This window comes from Paenibacillus sp. J22P277 (genome assembly GCF_059383675.1).
Window position 1 is genome coordinate 1 of the sequence record NZ_JBXENS010000001.1, and the last position, 15,439, is coordinate 15,439.

Genomic DNA, 15,439 nt, shown 5'->3' on the forward strand with positions numbered 1-15,439 from the left:
TAACGACCGATTGCAAGCAAAACTAAACGGCCTTAGTCCGATGGAATACCGGAACAAGGCCGCCTAGTTACTTATATTATTTCCACTGTCTACTTGACGGGGTGCAGTTCACTGATCGTCTGCCTTCGTGTCTTTAATTGTTGCGCAATCCTGCCCGTCCCTGAACAAACGAAAGAAGAGCCGCCGTATAGCAAGCTCTTCAAACAAGTGTCCAAACTACACCATTCACAAACGGTAGATCCATTATTGTTAGGTTCGCTTACTCATTGCTTGAAAGGCATGGCTCGTAACGCATTGTTCCAGCCAGTGCGATTCGAGACCGCCGGCCGCTGCTACAGGGAAAAAGTCGGTAAATAAGTGATGATAAGGACGCAAATTGCCGCCTTTATACTGTCCTACACTGTACCATCCGGTATCCTGAGACAACAGCAATCGGTCACCAATGCCGCAGCCCCGCAGCTGACCAAGCAAATCCACATGCTCCTCATACGTCCCCGGCATTATGGAGTCGATGGAAATCCAACCTCCTGCCTCCGCAAGCCGCTTGTATACATCAGTTACTTTGAATGTTTGTGCATGCACCCAAATGAACCGTTCCTGGTCAAACTGCGCTAGTTTCATGATCTCGTAGGCGTGCAAAGCGATATCATGGCCTATCGTATGACACTGAATCGGCAGACCGGTTTCCAGTGAGGTTCGTAGCGCGGCACGAAGGATCTTCAACTGCATATCGTCGATTACCGGTCCATCATTAAGCGCGATTTTGATAAAACCCGGACGCACCTCGCTCTCTCCGATGCCGTCCCGAGCTTCCCGAATCCATATATCGGCCAAGTCCCGTTCTGAACTCTCATAAGCGAAAGAAGGCAGATACGGCTTCTTGTAGAATCCGGTGTTCGTAATTAGATGGACACCAGAAAGATCCGACAGCCGCCTTAGAATGTAAGGGTCCCGTCCTAAGTACTCCGGCGCACAGTCTACCATGGTGCTGCATCCCGCTTCCTTCAACTTCAACAAATATGGAAGGATGGACGTGACCACCTCGTCACGGTCATACATCGCCGGGGTAAGCTTCCCGTCTTCCACAAACCCTACGAGCACATGCTCATGTTCCAAAATTCGTCCTGCTTCCTGGGCATTAATTAAACCTGAAACCGTTTGCAGCAACAACAGCACCCCTTTTCGTGAATCTGGCTACTTGCATTTCACTGTATTCGCGAAATCATTGAACGATCCTACCTGTTAGCTTAATACCGCCGTACACAGTCTAATACTTTATTTTCAGTCTAATGGTTTATTTCCTTTTAACAGAATGCTGTTTTTCCCTGATCAATAGTGAGACGTTCAATATCCGAACCATCTAATAATATGATTTTCTTTGGTCAAACCTAAATATTTATAACGGATCGTTACTTCTTGCAAGAGCTGTCGGTCGAATCGAACGACAATACCGTAATGGATAGGCGTCCTCTGAATCGACTTAGCTTTATTTTCTATGAAAGTCCGAATCTTGTATGAACGTTATAATTCCCGACTATAAGCGGTCACCTCTCGTTCTGTTCCTAAGCTTGTATCCTGTCCGTTTGCGTAACGGAAAAGGAGCAACTGCCACCGTCAAGCTGCTCCAAGATGCGTTGAACCATCGTGTCCCGTTAGTTAAACGCCGAATCGCCTTAACAACCTGCTACTCAACTTGATTAACTAAATTTATTAGTTCATTTTGAGTGAGTTTGTTTTCGCCTAACGGCTCCATATTGCCATTTATGTAATACACAAAACGAGCCATAAAACCATTCTCACTTTCCCACCATATCGACTGACTATTTTCATCTTCTTTATAATAAGCATATTTCCCGTTTTCGAGCTGCAACGACTGCATTTTTTCCCTATCCGGAAACGTTGCAGGTTCACCAATAATAACCTTGCTCAAAATGTATCTTATTTCTTGGGCAGTCTGCTTATTTTTATAATAAAATATAAATTGGTGCAGTGTGTCGATTTCAATTTCAGTATGGACCTCATTAATTTCAAATGGAAACTGTGCGGGTTCAGTAAAATCATAAGGTATGGAGTTGATTTTGACATCCGTCTGCTTAACGCCACTACATCCACTTATAAGACAACAAAGTAGTAAGAAAATAATAAAACGAATCCCGATCCCCCCTTAAGACTTAATAGCTAAATGATACCGCAAATAAGAAATTCGCTGCCCGCCGTGGAAACGCCTTTTTCGCCACCGCTCCGCACCTGCCTAACCGATTGGAATTAGGATATTCAGCCGTAGCTGGTATTATATCGGAATATTCGGCGCTGAATTCCGCCAAACTACGCGATATCGAGTCAAGAGGTGCCGTTTGTCATGTTAAAGACAAAGCAACCTAATCGAAAGTCCAAACGACTCCGCTCGACAAAATGCCATGGAAACGGCTGGCGGCATCGATTGACGAATACACGAAACGAGGTGACTTTGATGAATTACGATAACATAAGCACGGTGACGCTTGGGATGGGATGTTTTTGGAGTCCTGACGCGTTGTTCGGACAAATAAAAGGAATCATAAGAACCCGCGTTGGCTATGCCGGAGGAACCTTGGATCATCCTACTTATCGGCAGCTTGGAGATCATACGGAAACGGTCGAAATGGATTATGATACCCGGATCCTATCATTGGAGAACGTTCTGGATGTATTTTGGAGTAACCACAATCCTTTCAATATCAACGAATATAAAGGCCGTCAGTATCAATCCTTGGTGTTGTATCGTGACCAAACGCAGCTAAACGTAATCCAAAAAGTCATACAAAGATTGGAAGAACAAGGAAAAAGAAAGCCCGACACCGAGATTGCTCCCTTCAGCCGTTTCTACCCTGCCGAGGATCGGCATCAGAAATATTATTTGAAACGCTATCCTAATGCGATCGAAGAGCTGAGCAACCTTTTTCCGTCCCCTCAAGAGCTGACGAATGCAACCTTGGCAGCAAGGCTGAACGGTCTGGCCAAAGGGTATACCAATCTGCATACCATCCTAGACGAAATCCGTACATGGCCGATCAGCGAGGAGGAAAAAGGAACTATGCTCCATCTTATCCAACGTATCAGATGGTGATTGCGCGAACATTCGGCAATATTAACGCTTGACAAGGCCTTAACCGAAACAGCAAAAAGCCCCGGATCCGACGCCAAATCGCGGCAGATACAGGGCTTTCATGATCAATCTTGGCGAACACGTTTCGCGTCGAGGTGCGACTGCGAAACCGTTATTTGGCACATAAAGAGGCTATTCGAATTCACCTCTCCCGTGCGCTTTCATTTTCAGGCTTAGGATGAAGGTGCCTAAATAGGAAGCCGCAAATGCTGTAGTTGTTCCCAAAATGTAGTAGTTCCATGTGTAAGAACCACAGAACATCGGCAATTCCTCACAAAGTACAGCATGTCCACTTGAGGGAAAATTTCGTCCATACCACGGATAACCTGTTCCTAACAATGTCCCTAGATAGACAAATACTCCCTTCTCCAGTAGAAAACCAATTGCGCTCGCATGGATTGCCAAAATGAGTGGCCACCGTTTGACATACGAATACAGTAAAAATCCCGTTGGGAGATAAGGTAGTACTGAGAATGAAACACCGTAATAAATCGAAGAGAACCCTCGGGACTGATCCGCTGGCACTAAGGAGAATAGGTTATAACTTGTCCCTGTGATTAAAAATGTAAATACATAGAGAACAAAGAATAAAAAGCAGGACATAAAGGTAACGTTCAACCATGGATAGCGATTTCCCAAAACGTCACCTCGAATGACTAATTTCAATCTATTTTTTCAGTTTCCCCATTTGGCGTCCCATTTTTCCATGTAAAACAGTGATCTGTTGCACTAAAGCTCGTTCGCTTAACGCATCAACTCGAATAAATACGGCGCGACTATTTCTCTAACTCATAGCGGGTCGCGATAATGCCCGACTTGAGCGTTCGGCTGGTCAGCAGCTTGAGCCCGATTTTCTCGACGCCGCCGTCGAATACCGATTTTCCGCTGCCCAGGACGACCGGACAAATCGTCAGCAGGAATTCGTCGATCAGGCCGAGCTCAAGCAGCGTCTTCGCAGCCCCCGGGCTGCCGAAGATAACGAGATTTTTGCCAGGCTGCTCCTTGAGCGCCTTGATTTCCGCTGCGATGTTGTCCTTAATCAGCATCGTGTTATTCCATTCCGCCTTGTCCATCGTGCCGGATATGACGATCTTCTTAACATCCTGCAGCCAACTGGCATGCTCCATACCGTGCCTCGACGCATTCGGATCATCCAGCACCGTGGGCCAGTAGCTCTCCATCAACTGATACGTCGTACGTCCGTAAACGGGAGAGCCGACTTCGGCTACGACCTCCTCGGCGTATTTCTCTAACTCCTCGTTGTACGGAATCCAATCCAGTCCTCCGTTTGAATCTGACGCATACCCATCCAGCGACACATGCATGAACAATACGAGTTTTCTCATGTCCGTTTCTCCTCCGATTTCGAATTATCTTGTTCGATTTTTTGGCCGTTGTCCTGTGTTTTGTCCTGCTGTTACGTTCACTATAAATCATTACGTTACGTAAGGTTCAAGAGGGAATCTTTCGTGCCCGTTCGTTAATTATTGAAACCAGCCCTCAGGGGCACGTAAAACATTGACTTCAGATTTATTAAGATCACCAACATGACCTGTACCGTCGATGATGATATCAGCCGAATCAACAGGGTTTTGGACGGTAAAATATCTATCCTCGTCAGGCAACCATACCTGTTCCCACATTCCACGGTTTCCTCCGCCATCGCGCCTCACTCCTCTTTCGAGCCTAAACTCGCGAGGACTATCCACCCAAATTCGAATGTCATACAAAGAAGATAACTCCTCTCTTAAAGCATAACACCCTTCAATAATAACAATGCCGCCAACGGGTACTGAATGCCAATCGGTTAGAGTGTCGGTATCCCAGTCGTAAATTTGATATTTACCTTCCTCATTTCGTTTCAATGGCTCCAGAACCTGATTGAGAACACGTTTCCAGTCCCAATTCCCACCTATTTCATTTCGATTTAGAATTTGATTTCTATACGCTGACAAGTGATAAAAATCATCCAAGTGAACGACTGTTACGCCTTCTTGAAGTGTTTGGAATTTCTGAGCTAGCGTACTTTTACCGGAAGCTCCACCACCATCGATTCCTATCATGATCGTTTTTTTCTCTTCAGATATTTCGAGAAACTTCTCGAAAAGGCAGTTAATCGACGTAAGCACTCCTATCACCCCATTTTGATGACTTCATCGGAATTATTCGATATGCGATCAAACTATCCTGCCCGTTGTCGAAACGAAAAAAGGAGCAACTGCCACCGGCAAGCTGCTCCAAGATGCGTTGAAACTATCGTACTCGTTATGCATTGCCAATCCCATTCGGAACAAAACTGATGAGCAGACCCGCTTAGAGCCTCGCGAACGCGATGTAATCGACTTGAACAGGCTCTGCCGATTCGACCCGAAGTGCCCGGTTGATCTGTCCGCGGTGATATTGCCCATGTAAGAGGACCTGCAACAGGATATCCCGGACGGACGTTCGGAACGGGACGCCGCTCTGGTTCGCATAGTCGATCATCTCGTCCAACTCGGATTCCTCGAGCCCATCGATATAGACGCGATATTGCTCGGCGTTTTCTCCGAACATTGTCCGGATGACCGTCAGGTCTTCCGCGTCCTCCCATAACGAATATTGCGCGGTGCCCTTGCCCAGCAAACGAGACAGCCAGACTCGTTCCGCGACCGCGACGTGCCGAACCAGCTTCAGAAGATCCTTGTTCTTCGTCTCGCTCTCCTCGAGCGCGTCCAAGATGCGTCCGTCCGCCCAGTACAGGTGGTCCATCATGCACTTGATGGTTTTCATTTCGGCTTCCCCCTCTTCGTCTCATCGAAGACTTGAACTACTGTTCTCCGTTAGAGCTTACCGCGTCCGCGGCTCGTCCACAACTTTATTTTCAACCCTCATAGAGCGCGATCCATGTTAAGGGACCGCGCTCTCGTTGATATAAGTCCGGCAAGGATGTCACCGCAGGTGCTTGCCTTTGGCTATTCAAAGGGTTCCATGACATTTCTTGCCTGCCGCGACCGTGTTTGCAGTATCGGCCACGCGCTTTCCTAGAACCTCACCTAGCCCGAGACCCTTCGTGAAGAGCGATTGAATGAGCTCATCGCTGGTATCTTCGACGGGAGACGTCACTCCGACTCCATAATAACTGCCGTACAATGCATTCTCCGGAATCATAGCCGGCAAGCCGACAACCATCATGCCTTGATGCAGCATCGGCGTAATCAGGTTAAGCAAGGTCGCTTCGATACCGCCATGAATGGTTGCCGTCGTACAAAATACCGCGCCGATTTTATCCACTAACGTTCCATTTGCCCACAAATACCCGAGTTTATCGATCCATTCCTTTAAGCCGGAGCTGATCGTGCCGAAGTGTCCGGGACATCCCCAGATAATCGCATCCATATCGGCAAGATCCCTGACGTTCGCCTTCTTAACGTGATTGATGAACACCTCAGTGCCCTCCACGCTCTGGGCTCCTTTCGCAATGGAACGGGCCAGTTGTTCCGTATGCCCCGCTTCGCTATCGTAAACAATATAGATTTTCATCGATTGATCTCCTCTCGTGATGGTTATTCAAACCCGCTTCCTTACTCGTTTTTCTGCAGGAGTCCTGTCAATTTCTTTAGCGTTTCCCGGTAGGCTTTATCGGGGGGCATTCCTTCAAACTGGTCCGCTTCCTTGTTCGTGGCATCCTTCAGCTTCAACAGCACCTTCCGGTATTCTTTATCGGTGAACTGCCCATCGTCTCTCGCGGGCTGAGGCGGGGTTAAAAACCCTCGAATGGCATTGCGGAATTCGCTATCCTTGATTGGCAAGTACGCGTGAGCCGCCGACTCCTCTAACGCCAATTGGGCCGCCGACTCGCTCGCTTCCGACGCTTTAACCGGTACCTGCACCGTATCCTCATGCGGCTTGCTTACAGCCTTCGATTCGCCGCCGCCGTCCCTCACTTCGATCGCAGACATCTGGCGCCCGGCATTCCCTTCAACCTCCACCCGGGAAAAGTCGCTGGGTACCTCCGCGGCCGGGAGCTGATTCGCCATTTCGTTATCGGCCGTCCGGTGCCGCTTCAACACCGATAAAAGGATCAAGACGACGGCAACGCCGCCAATCGCGGCCAGCGTCCGCGTCGGACTTTCCAGATTCAATCCTTTGAAATAAAACAGATCCCGAAGCCCATCCGCCGCGAACCGGAGCGGCAGCCAGTTGTACAGGAAGCGGCGGCTGAATTCCGGCAGCAGCTCCGGCGGCAGCGCGAGCAACGGTGCCGAGAAAAAGAAGAGCAGCACGAAGAGCGGCATGCCCACGAAGCCCAGCCAGCTGACGACGGTCGTCTGGACCAGGAAGAACACGATGCAGACAAAAAATAGGTACCAGCCGATGCCGGCGTAATCCGGAATGTGCAGGCCGAACCATTGGCCGGCGATCCAGAGGATGCTAAGCGCGGCGGCGCCCGACCCGGCTATGCCCATGAGGATTTGGGATACGCGGATGCCGAAGCGATGCAGGCGGAACCCGTTTGCGGTCGCCCGGTTCGCCGCCACGAACAGCATCATCGTCGAAACCATCGCCGCGAACCAGACGAGCTGGGTCAACACGACCGGCGCGTTGCCGTTCGAGCTGTTCGGGCCGACGGCGTTGACGCTGCGGCTCGAAATCCGGATCGGCTCGGCAAGCGCATCCGTCTGCGCTGACGTCAGCGTACCGCCAGGCCCGGCTTGCGCCAGCAGCCGTTCGCGAAGCTGCGCGTTCGCGCCGCCGAGCATTTGGGTCACGATGCCGTTTGCCATCGTCGCGCCGTTATAATTCATGCCCTGGTTAACGTACAAGACGGCTGAAGCGGACTGCGGATCGGGCGAGAGCAGGCTCGACAGCTTCTTCGAGAAGTCCGCCGGAATGACAAGCGCAGCATAGGCCTCTTCGCGGTTCATCGCCTGGATCGCCGCAGCCTCGGAAGAGATGACGTGCCAGATCAGCACCGGACCCTCTCCGCCCGGCGGCTCGGCATTCCGCAGGCGCTCCGATAGGTCGCGCCCGAAATTCGTGTCGCCCGCGGGCGTCATTGTCCCGGCATCGCCCTGCACGAGCAGCACGGGCAGGTCGCGCGGCACCGGGTTAACGCTTGAACCAAGCTGCGCCAGCCCGAGGACGAGCACAACGAGAAACACGAGGAAGACAGTAAGATATGGATGCTTTTGTCGAAAAAATCTGATCATGAAATGTTTGAGCCTCCACTATATTCATTCTACGTTCGGTTAACAAAATAGGAAAAAGAAATTACTTTCGCCATTGGGACATGGAGAAAGCGAACATGTTTCGGATATGACTCTCAATCTCAACGTCAACCGCCTTAATGAAGGAAACCTCACGCAGCGCGCAGACGACGCCGACCGAAAGCAACTGATGGGCTTGTTACTTTGAAGAATTTGTCCTCTGCGGTCCACGCCTGCATGTCCCTGCTCGTCCTGGGAATCCTATTCCGTGCATTCGCCTCACTTTTCTTCGATTTCATTCAACGAGTGTATAACGAAATAGTATACGATTTTCATCCGCAAGTCAATTCAGGGGCAGCGTGGAGCATACGTGAAAGATATGGAAGGGAGCAAAAAAAAAAACGATATCCCCCGCGTGAGGAACATCGTTTCCTGTCCTTAATCGTGTTTCAAATGCTGTAGGGTTTGGATAAACATTTGTTCAACATGGCTGTCATCCAGCGAGTAAAAGACTGTTTTCCCCACTTTTCTTCGTTTGACAATTCGCAGGTTTCTCAAGAAGCGAAGCTGGTGGGAGATCGCGGATTGTCCCATATCCAAGACTTGCGTTAAATCATGAACGCAGAGCTCGCTCAAGCTTAGCGCATGAATGATTTTTACCCTCGTCGCATCTCCTAACGTCTTAAAGAGATCCGCCATCTCGCTTGCAGCAGAGTCATCCACCATGCTTGCTTTGACTATTTTGACGTCTGCCTCTGTCCCGCTGCAATTGTCATCGCACGCATCCTGTATAAGTTTTTCGACCACTTTTGCCTCCGGCTCACAAATGAATTCGTAAGCCTCATTATAACATAAATGACGATTAAACTTATACGCGCGCTTTTTTATGTTGTTGCATATCATAGCTTGCGATCGCAAGCAAAAGTGCGATGCCATAGATGAATAGCCGATGCAATAAAACCCCTCCCCAGGCCATTTGGAAAGCCTCTAAAGTATTTGGATCTCGGCAAAATGGGTTTGACATAAAAATGAAATAAACATATCATATGAATAAGTACTCATATATCACTTGAAAGAAGGATCGCCCATGATCGAATACCGCATAAAAGGCCTTTCATGCGGCAACTGCACGCTTGAGCTCGAGCAGCAAATTCAGAAATTAGCCTATGGCGAAACAGCGACGCTTAGTTATAATTCGGGCAAACTGAAATTAGATCCCCGAGTCGTACTTGCCGATGTCGAGAAAATTCTAAAATCCGACCATGCCTACGTCGACCGCAATCATGACAATCACGAACACGTGCACGAAAATGGCCACGCCAGTCACGAAGGACACGATCATAAGCACCATAATCATGACCACGCCGATGGACACTCGCACGATCATGAGCACGGACATGCAAAGCGTATGATAATACTGCTCGTTATATCGGCGATCGTTTATGCAGCCGCGTTTATTTTAGAAAGTCAATTATCTGAAGCCGTTCAAATCGGGCTATTTATAGCGGCGATCGTATTAAGCGGCTACTCGACCTTTCTAAGAGGCCTCCGAAATTTGATAGCGCTTCGCTTTAACATCGATACGCTCATGACGATAGCGCTGATTGGCGCGGTTGCCATCGGAGAATGGAAAGAAGCGACGCTCGTTGCTATCCTATTCGGGCTGAATGAAGTGCTCGAAGGACTCGGTATGGAGAAAGCCCGCAGGTCCATGGAGACCTTGCTTAAGGTGGCGCCGAAAGAAGCCGTGAAGATTGAGAACGGCGCGGAAAAAATCGTCGAGATCGCTTCGCTCTTGGTCGGAGACTTGGTGGTCGTCAAGCCTGGCGAGAAAATCCCTTCCGATGGAATGGTCGAGGACGGGAAAAGTTCCGTAAACGAGTCCGCAATTACGGGCGAATCGCTGCCTGTCGAGAAATCGGCCGGAGAGCCCGTGTTTGGCGGGAGCATGAATAACGAAGGCGTTCTCCGCATTCGAATCGAAAAAGCATACGAAGATTCATCTTTGGCAAAAATCTTGCATTTGGTGGAAGAAGCTCAGGAGACCAAAACGCCAACGGAGCTGTTCATTAATAAATTCGCCCGGTACTATACGCCGCTCATTATGATCGCAGCTGCCCTCGTCATCCTGGTCCCCCCTCTCCTGCTTGGCGCAGATTGGAGCAAGTCGGTGTACCAAGGCCTCGCGGTCTTAATCGTGGGTTGTCCATGCGCCCTTATTCTTTCCTCTCCGATTGCGATCGTATCAGGGATAACGCGAAATGCGCGCAACGGGATTTTGGTAAAGGGCGGCGTGTTTCTGGAGCAGCTCGGCAAAATCGATACGTTGGCATTCGATAAAACAGGGACATTAACCAAAGGCGAACCGCATGTCGAACAAGTCGTCGAATACGATAAGGAGCGGTTCTTCACCGTTGCAGGATCGATTGAAAAGTCTTCTTCCCATCCCTTGGCAAAAGCGATCATTAAAAAGATCGAAGAACTTGGGATCGATATCCCCGATCCGGACGATATTCAAACCGTTTCAGGATTAGGACTCGTAGCCCGCGTTAATGGCGTTCAATATTGGCTCGGCAATGAGAAGGGCATGGAACATCTCTCCATTCCAAGCGATGTCGACGAACGCATCAAGGAATTAAAGAATCAAGGTCTTACGCTTGTGCTTGTGGCAGACGAAGAACGGATTCTCGGAATGTTCGGTATCGCCGACGAAATCCGGCAAGAAAGCAAAAGCGTCATTGCCGAGCTTCATAAAGCCGGCATACGGAACACCGTGATGTTGACGGGGGACCACCGGAAAACTGCGGAAAAGGTTGCCGGCATCGTCGGCGTCACTTCGTTCTTTGGAGATCTGCTCCCCGAGGATAAAGTGAATAAAATTAAGGAGCTCGCGCAAAAAGGAACAGTGGCCATGATTGGCGACGGTATTAATGACGCCCCGGCTTTGGCCTCCGCGCAGCTTGGAATCGCGATGGGCAAAGGAACGGATAGCGCAATTGAAACCGCGGACATCGTATTGATGCAGGATCATCTCGGTAAGCTTCCAGAGGCGATTTCCGTCGCTAAGCGCGTTAATTCCATTATCCGATTCAATATCATCGTTGCGCTCGGATTAAAGCTCGTCGCCTTATTGCTAACGATTCCCGGCTTATTGACACTATGGTTTGCCATTTTATCGGACATGGGCGCGACCATTTTTGTAACTTTGGTTAGCTTGACGGTATTAATCGCTAAGAAAACCAAATGAAAAAAGCCGCAATTTATGCGGCTTTTAAACCCATGTCCTTATTTGCGGATGCCCGTTTCCTCCAGCTTGACCTGAACCTTCAAGCTAACGGTCATCGTCCGATAGTTCCGCATCCACGCCGCTTCGTTCCAGTTGCGCGTTTTGCTTCTAGCGAAATCGCCCAGTCCGAGCGGATCTATCCCTTCTCGCTGGAATTGCGCGAGAAGCGCCGTGCCAGTCGCGCTCAACTCCTTCTCCAAGCTGTCGACAATTCGCCGCTGCTCCCGGCTCGTCAGCCGAACGCCTTTCGTATCGATAATTTCGCCGTTAAAACGAAGCCTTATCGAGATCATCTGCCCCTTCGAATCGTGTCCGATCCGATATTTCACGCGTGAACCGAAGTTTCTCACGGCGGCGTACGTGCCGTTCTCGAGTTTGGTTTCCAGCACGCCGTACCTCGTGTTATCGATTAGCAGCTTGATGACTTGCATCTGCTTCACGTTCAGCTCCGCGACTTGGCGGTCATCCTTGAATAATGCCAAGCCCGTAATTGCGATTTGACCGTTTTGCAAAGCAAGCACCGGCAAAAGGGGATCCCTCCCTTTGCCCAAATACGCGTACTCGAAATCGTTCAGATTTTGCCGGGGAACCAAGCCGGACCGCACGTTCATATCGAGCAGATTGAACAAATACATCCCCTTCTCCACATTGGAACCGAAATTCGCATGCAGAAGCTCCTTTGCTTTCCCGTCGACGACGGCTGGGTACATATTGCGCGAACTGAGCGCGTCTCGCAAAATCACGTCTATCTCATCCGCCAATCCATTTGCGGCTACAGCTTGGTCGAACAAGACCACCGCGATTTTACCGGTCTTGATAGGCTGATTTAATTGCATGTTCATTAATTCCGCGATATTGCGACTGGTATGTCCTACCTTGGAGAGCAAGAGATTGGAGACCGTACCGGGCTTGCCCGCTTGAAACGTTGGCGGCGCCACTGTTAATTCGATTTGATCGTCGGGGGCTTCATCGAACGCGCAGACGAACGAGATGTTGGTTTTCTCTAAGATGTTTTGCTTCACGCATCCCGATAAGGGGAAACAGAGCAGGAGTATCACGCTCAACATACGCTTCATGCGGTTCGCCTCGCCTTCGATCGGACCATCACGACAAGATAGAGCAACGGGATGTATGCATAAATCATGTACAAGCCAAATTGGGCTAACAGCGCTTGAACGTCTTCTACGCGGCTGCGGCCTGGCATCATACAGATGGCGGCAAACACGATCAGCAATAAAATCGGCAGCATCGTGATCTGTCTGACCGTGAACATCGCTTTGCCGATTCGGCTTGCAACCCATAGAGAGAAGCAGACGATCGGAACGATCCATAAAATCTGGGATACCGCGCCGATATATTCGAATCTGTCGATAAACGGAAATTGAATGAATTTGTATTTGGTTAATTGGGGCCAAATTTCATTCGATAATTGTTCGGGCGTGAAGAGCAACAAAGAGAAAAAAAGAATGCAGAGATACGACACGGTCGTCAGCGCATTCGCCCAGTGCGCCCATTTTTGCGACGCTTCCGGCGTCTTCACGAAGCTGTAGCAGAAGAAGATCGCCTCCACGCCGATGTAAGGAAAGGTCAGCGCCTTACCCGCTTCGAAGAGCTCCTTCGGCGAATGGTCGAGTATCGGCGACAAGTTGCTGAAATGAAAATACTTGGCTGGGAAAAACATCGCCAAGATAGTGATATAGCGAATCAAGCTAAACAGGCAAATACCCACGATCACCCGAAAACCGCCGGCCACGATGTAATACACCAGCAGCAGCATAACCAAGGCCAACGGCCATGTCGCCAGATCAGGGAACAGCCAGACTTGAATAACCTCGATAAACAGCCGCATTTGCAAGCTTGCCAGAAGCAGGAAATAAACGACAAAGACTAGATTAAGCCCTCCGCCCGCCCATCGCCCGAATAGCTGATGATGAAGATCGATCAGCTCCGTTCCGCTGCGGTTGAGGATCTGGTACATCATCCAAATGATGACATGAAAGACGAGGCTGCAAATCAAGACCGATATCCAGACGTCTTGACCCGCCCATTGTATCGGGGTAATCGACATGGACAGATACTCGGGACCGAACTGCATGGCATGAATCAGCACGAAAACGAGAAAAGACGATATGGTCAATCTCGAAGACGCTGCGGTAGTCGTCTTTTCTCACTCTCCAAGCGGGTTCAATCGTCAATGTCTTTTTTAGCCGGAGCCTTTTTCTTCTTTCGTTCGAATCTGACGGGGGTCGGCGACCGGAAGAAGCTGAAGCGATGTTGAAACTTGGAATAAGGCGGACGAATCACCGTATCGTACAAGTCGGGCGAGCGGAACGGGTAGAGCGGTACTAGATAAGGCATCCCGAGCGACGTCAATCGCAGCAGATGCGCAATTAGCGCGAGCGTACAGATGACGATTCCGAGCAAACCCCAGATTTGCGCGGCGATGATGAACGGAAACCGAAGTATGCGTATGGTGGCGCTCATGCGGAAAATCGGCGTCGTAAAAGAAGCGAGCGCCGACAGCGCGACGATGATCAACAAAAAATTACTTGTTAGCGCGGCTTCCACGGCTGCCGTCCCGAGCACGATGCCTCCGACGATGCCGATCGTCTGTCCGATCTTCGAAGGAAGCCGGGCGCCGGCTTCCCGCAGCAGTTCGATGACGAGCTCCATGATGAGCACTTCCACGACCGGAGGAAACGGCACGTTGATCCTCGAAGACACGATCGTCGGCAAAAACACATTCGATATGCCTTGACCGTGATACGTGATGACCGCCACATATAGCGGCGAGGCATAAACGGAAAATAGCACGGAGCACATCCGGATCATACGGAGCAGGGAAGCGACGATCCACGGCAAGTAATAGTCTTCGTACGTAATAAAAAACAGCCACAGATTGACCGGCGCGAACACCGCGGTCGGGGATCCGTCCTTGAGGATGCAAATTTGTCCCGAGGAGACGGCCCAAGCCACGTAGTCGGGTCGTTCGGTGCCGATGGTCTGCGGAAAGATGGAGTTCGGATGATCTTCAATCATTTGCTGCAGCAGCGTCGTGTCGGTGATTTGATCGAATCGGATATCCCGGATGCGCTGCATGCAGGTGTTCAAATATTGTTCGTTCGTGATTCCCTCTATGTACACGACCGCGACTCTCGATTTGGAGATCGTCCCGATCGTGAACTCTTTGATCCGTAAGTCGGGATAAGGAACCTGTTTGCGGATCAAATGCAGATTGATGTCCAGCGACTCCACGAAGGCTTGCTTGGGCCCTTCTACGGTGAATTCGACTTCGGGAATCGTGACGCTGCGCCCCTTCGATGCGGCGGCATTGATCAGCATGCACGGGCGGTTTTCATGTCCGTATCGAATCGCGACATAGCCGCGATAAATTTTGTCGCGAATGTAGGTCCAATCCTCGGATCGCTCTTTTTCCGCCACGGGGATAAGCTGGTATAATTTCTCGAAGGTCAGAGCCGCATCGTCTTTCAAATAGCTCAGAATATGACGCTGCAGGACTTCCGTCTCCGTGATCGTTTTAATGTAGCCGATGATCAGCGGAACGCCGTTCATATCATGTTCGTAGACTACGAAATCCGCCGATTCTTGAAGCTCCTGCCATACCCGCTGGGCTGCGCTCACTCCTCATCCCTCTTTCGGTCTTGATTACCGTTCATTGTGTCTCCGTCAAGGGATAATTATACAAATTGCCTGCTTGCTAGCTCCGTTTGTTCGGTTGCGCTGCCCGAGCCGATACATCGTTGGCAGTTCGCTCGCCGGGTGCAACAAGCCGAGCTGCACACCGCTTGCCCTATGTTATTA

13 protein-coding genes are annotated in these 15,439 nt (G+C 50.0%); 2 read left to right on the plus strand and 11 right to left on the minus strand.

The window, feature by feature from the left end; genetic code table 11:
- Window positions 1-249: 249 nt before the first annotated feature.
- Together AC50YL_RS00005 and AC50YL_RS00010 are read right to left on the minus strand one after the other, a co-directional pair.
- Window positions 250-1,167, minus strand: a complete 918-nt coding sequence (locus tag AC50YL_RS00005) for a phosphotriesterase family protein (protein ID WP_494828290.1) — start codon at window positions 1,165-1,167, stop codon at window positions 250-252.
- A gap of 517 nt (window positions 1,168-1,684) precedes the next feature.
- Window positions 1,685-1,930: a hypothetical protein gene (locus tag AC50YL_RS00010; protein WP_494828292.1), complete on the minus strand. Its 246-nt coding sequence runs from the start codon at window positions 1,928-1,930 to the stop codon at window positions 1,685-1,687.
- Window positions 1,931-2,470: 540 nt separating this feature from the next.
- Between AC50YL_RS00010 and msrA the strand changes: the two genes are divergently transcribed.
- Window positions 2,471-3,106: a peptide-methionine (S)-S-oxide reductase MsrA gene (gene msrA / locus AC50YL_RS00015; protein WP_494828293.1), complete on the plus strand. Its 636-nt coding sequence runs from the start codon at window positions 2,471-2,473 to the stop codon at window positions 3,104-3,106.
- 815 nt (window positions 3,107-3,921) lie between these two features.
- On the opposite strand, the gene AC50YL_RS00020 is transcribed toward msrA, so the two are convergent.
- From AC50YL_RS00020 to AC50YL_RS00045, 6 genes are all read right to left on the minus strand, one after another.
- Window positions 3,922-4,491 (minus strand): dihydrofolate reductase family protein, encoded by a 570-nt coding sequence (locus AC50YL_RS00020; RefSeq protein ID WP_494828294.1) that lies wholly within the window; start codon window positions 4,489-4,491, stop codon window positions 3,922-3,924.
- Between the two features lie 138 nt (window positions 4,492-4,629).
- Complete coding sequence (locus tag AC50YL_RS00025) at window positions 4,630-5,208, minus strand: uridine kinase family protein (protein ID WP_494828296.1); 579 nt, start codon at window positions 5,206-5,208, stop codon at window positions 4,630-4,632.
- A 250-nt stretch (window positions 5,209-5,458) separates the two neighbouring features.
- A complete protein-coding gene (locus AC50YL_RS00030; RefSeq protein ID WP_494828297.1) occupies window positions 5,459-5,914 on the minus strand; it encodes a DinB family protein in 456 nt (151 codons plus the stop codon).
- Window positions 5,915-6,100: 186 nt separating this feature from the next.
- Window positions 6,101-6,664 carry an NAD(P)H-dependent oxidoreductase gene (locus AC50YL_RS00035; RefSeq protein WP_494828298.1) on the minus strand — a complete coding sequence of 188 codons (564 nt, stop codon included), beginning with the start codon at window positions 6,662-6,664 and terminating at the stop codon, window positions 6,101-6,103.
- 41 nt (window positions 6,665-6,705) lie between these two features.
- Window positions 6,706-8,334 carry a YhgE/Pip domain-containing protein gene (locus tag AC50YL_RS00040; RefSeq protein ID WP_494828299.1) on the minus strand — a complete coding sequence of 543 codons (1,629 nt, stop codon included), beginning with the start codon at window positions 8,332-8,334 and terminating at the stop codon, window positions 6,706-6,708.
- Window positions 8,335-8,769: 435 nt separating this feature from the next.
- Entirely contained in the window at window positions 8,770-9,138 is a 369-nt protein-coding gene (locus AC50YL_RS00045) for an ArsR/SmtB family transcription factor (protein ID WP_494828301.1), read from the minus strand.
- Between the two features lie 280 nt (window positions 9,139-9,418).
- On the opposite strand from AC50YL_RS00045, the gene AC50YL_RS00050 reads away from it, so the two are divergent.
- Entirely contained in the window at window positions 9,419-11,578 is a 2,160-nt protein-coding gene (locus AC50YL_RS00050; RefSeq protein ID WP_494828303.1) for a heavy metal translocating P-type ATPase, read from the plus strand.
- A gap of 38 nt (window positions 11,579-11,616) precedes the next feature.
- Here the strand turns inward: AC50YL_RS00050 and AC50YL_RS00055 are convergent, their stop codons facing one another.
- The 3 genes from AC50YL_RS00055 to AC50YL_RS00065 are packed head-to-tail and all read right to left on the minus strand — an operon-like array spanning window position 11,617 to window position 15,259.
- Window positions 11,617-12,693 (minus strand): Ger(x)C family spore germination protein, encoded by a 1,077-nt coding sequence (locus AC50YL_RS00055; RefSeq protein WP_494828305.1) that lies wholly within the window; start codon window positions 12,691-12,693, stop codon window positions 11,617-11,619.
- Window positions 12,690-13,754, minus strand: a complete 1,065-nt coding sequence (locus tag AC50YL_RS00060; RefSeq protein ID WP_494828307.1) for a GerAB/ArcD/ProY family transporter — start codon at window positions 13,752-13,754, stop codon at window positions 12,690-12,692. The genes AC50YL_RS00055 and AC50YL_RS00060 overlap by 4 nt, the downstream gene beginning before the upstream one ends.
- A 47-nt stretch (window positions 13,755-13,801) precedes the next feature.
- Entirely contained in the window at window positions 13,802-15,259 is a 1,458-nt protein-coding gene (locus AC50YL_RS00065; RefSeq protein WP_494828309.1) for a spore germination protein, read from the minus strand.
- Window positions 15,260-15,439 lie beyond the last annotated feature (180 nt).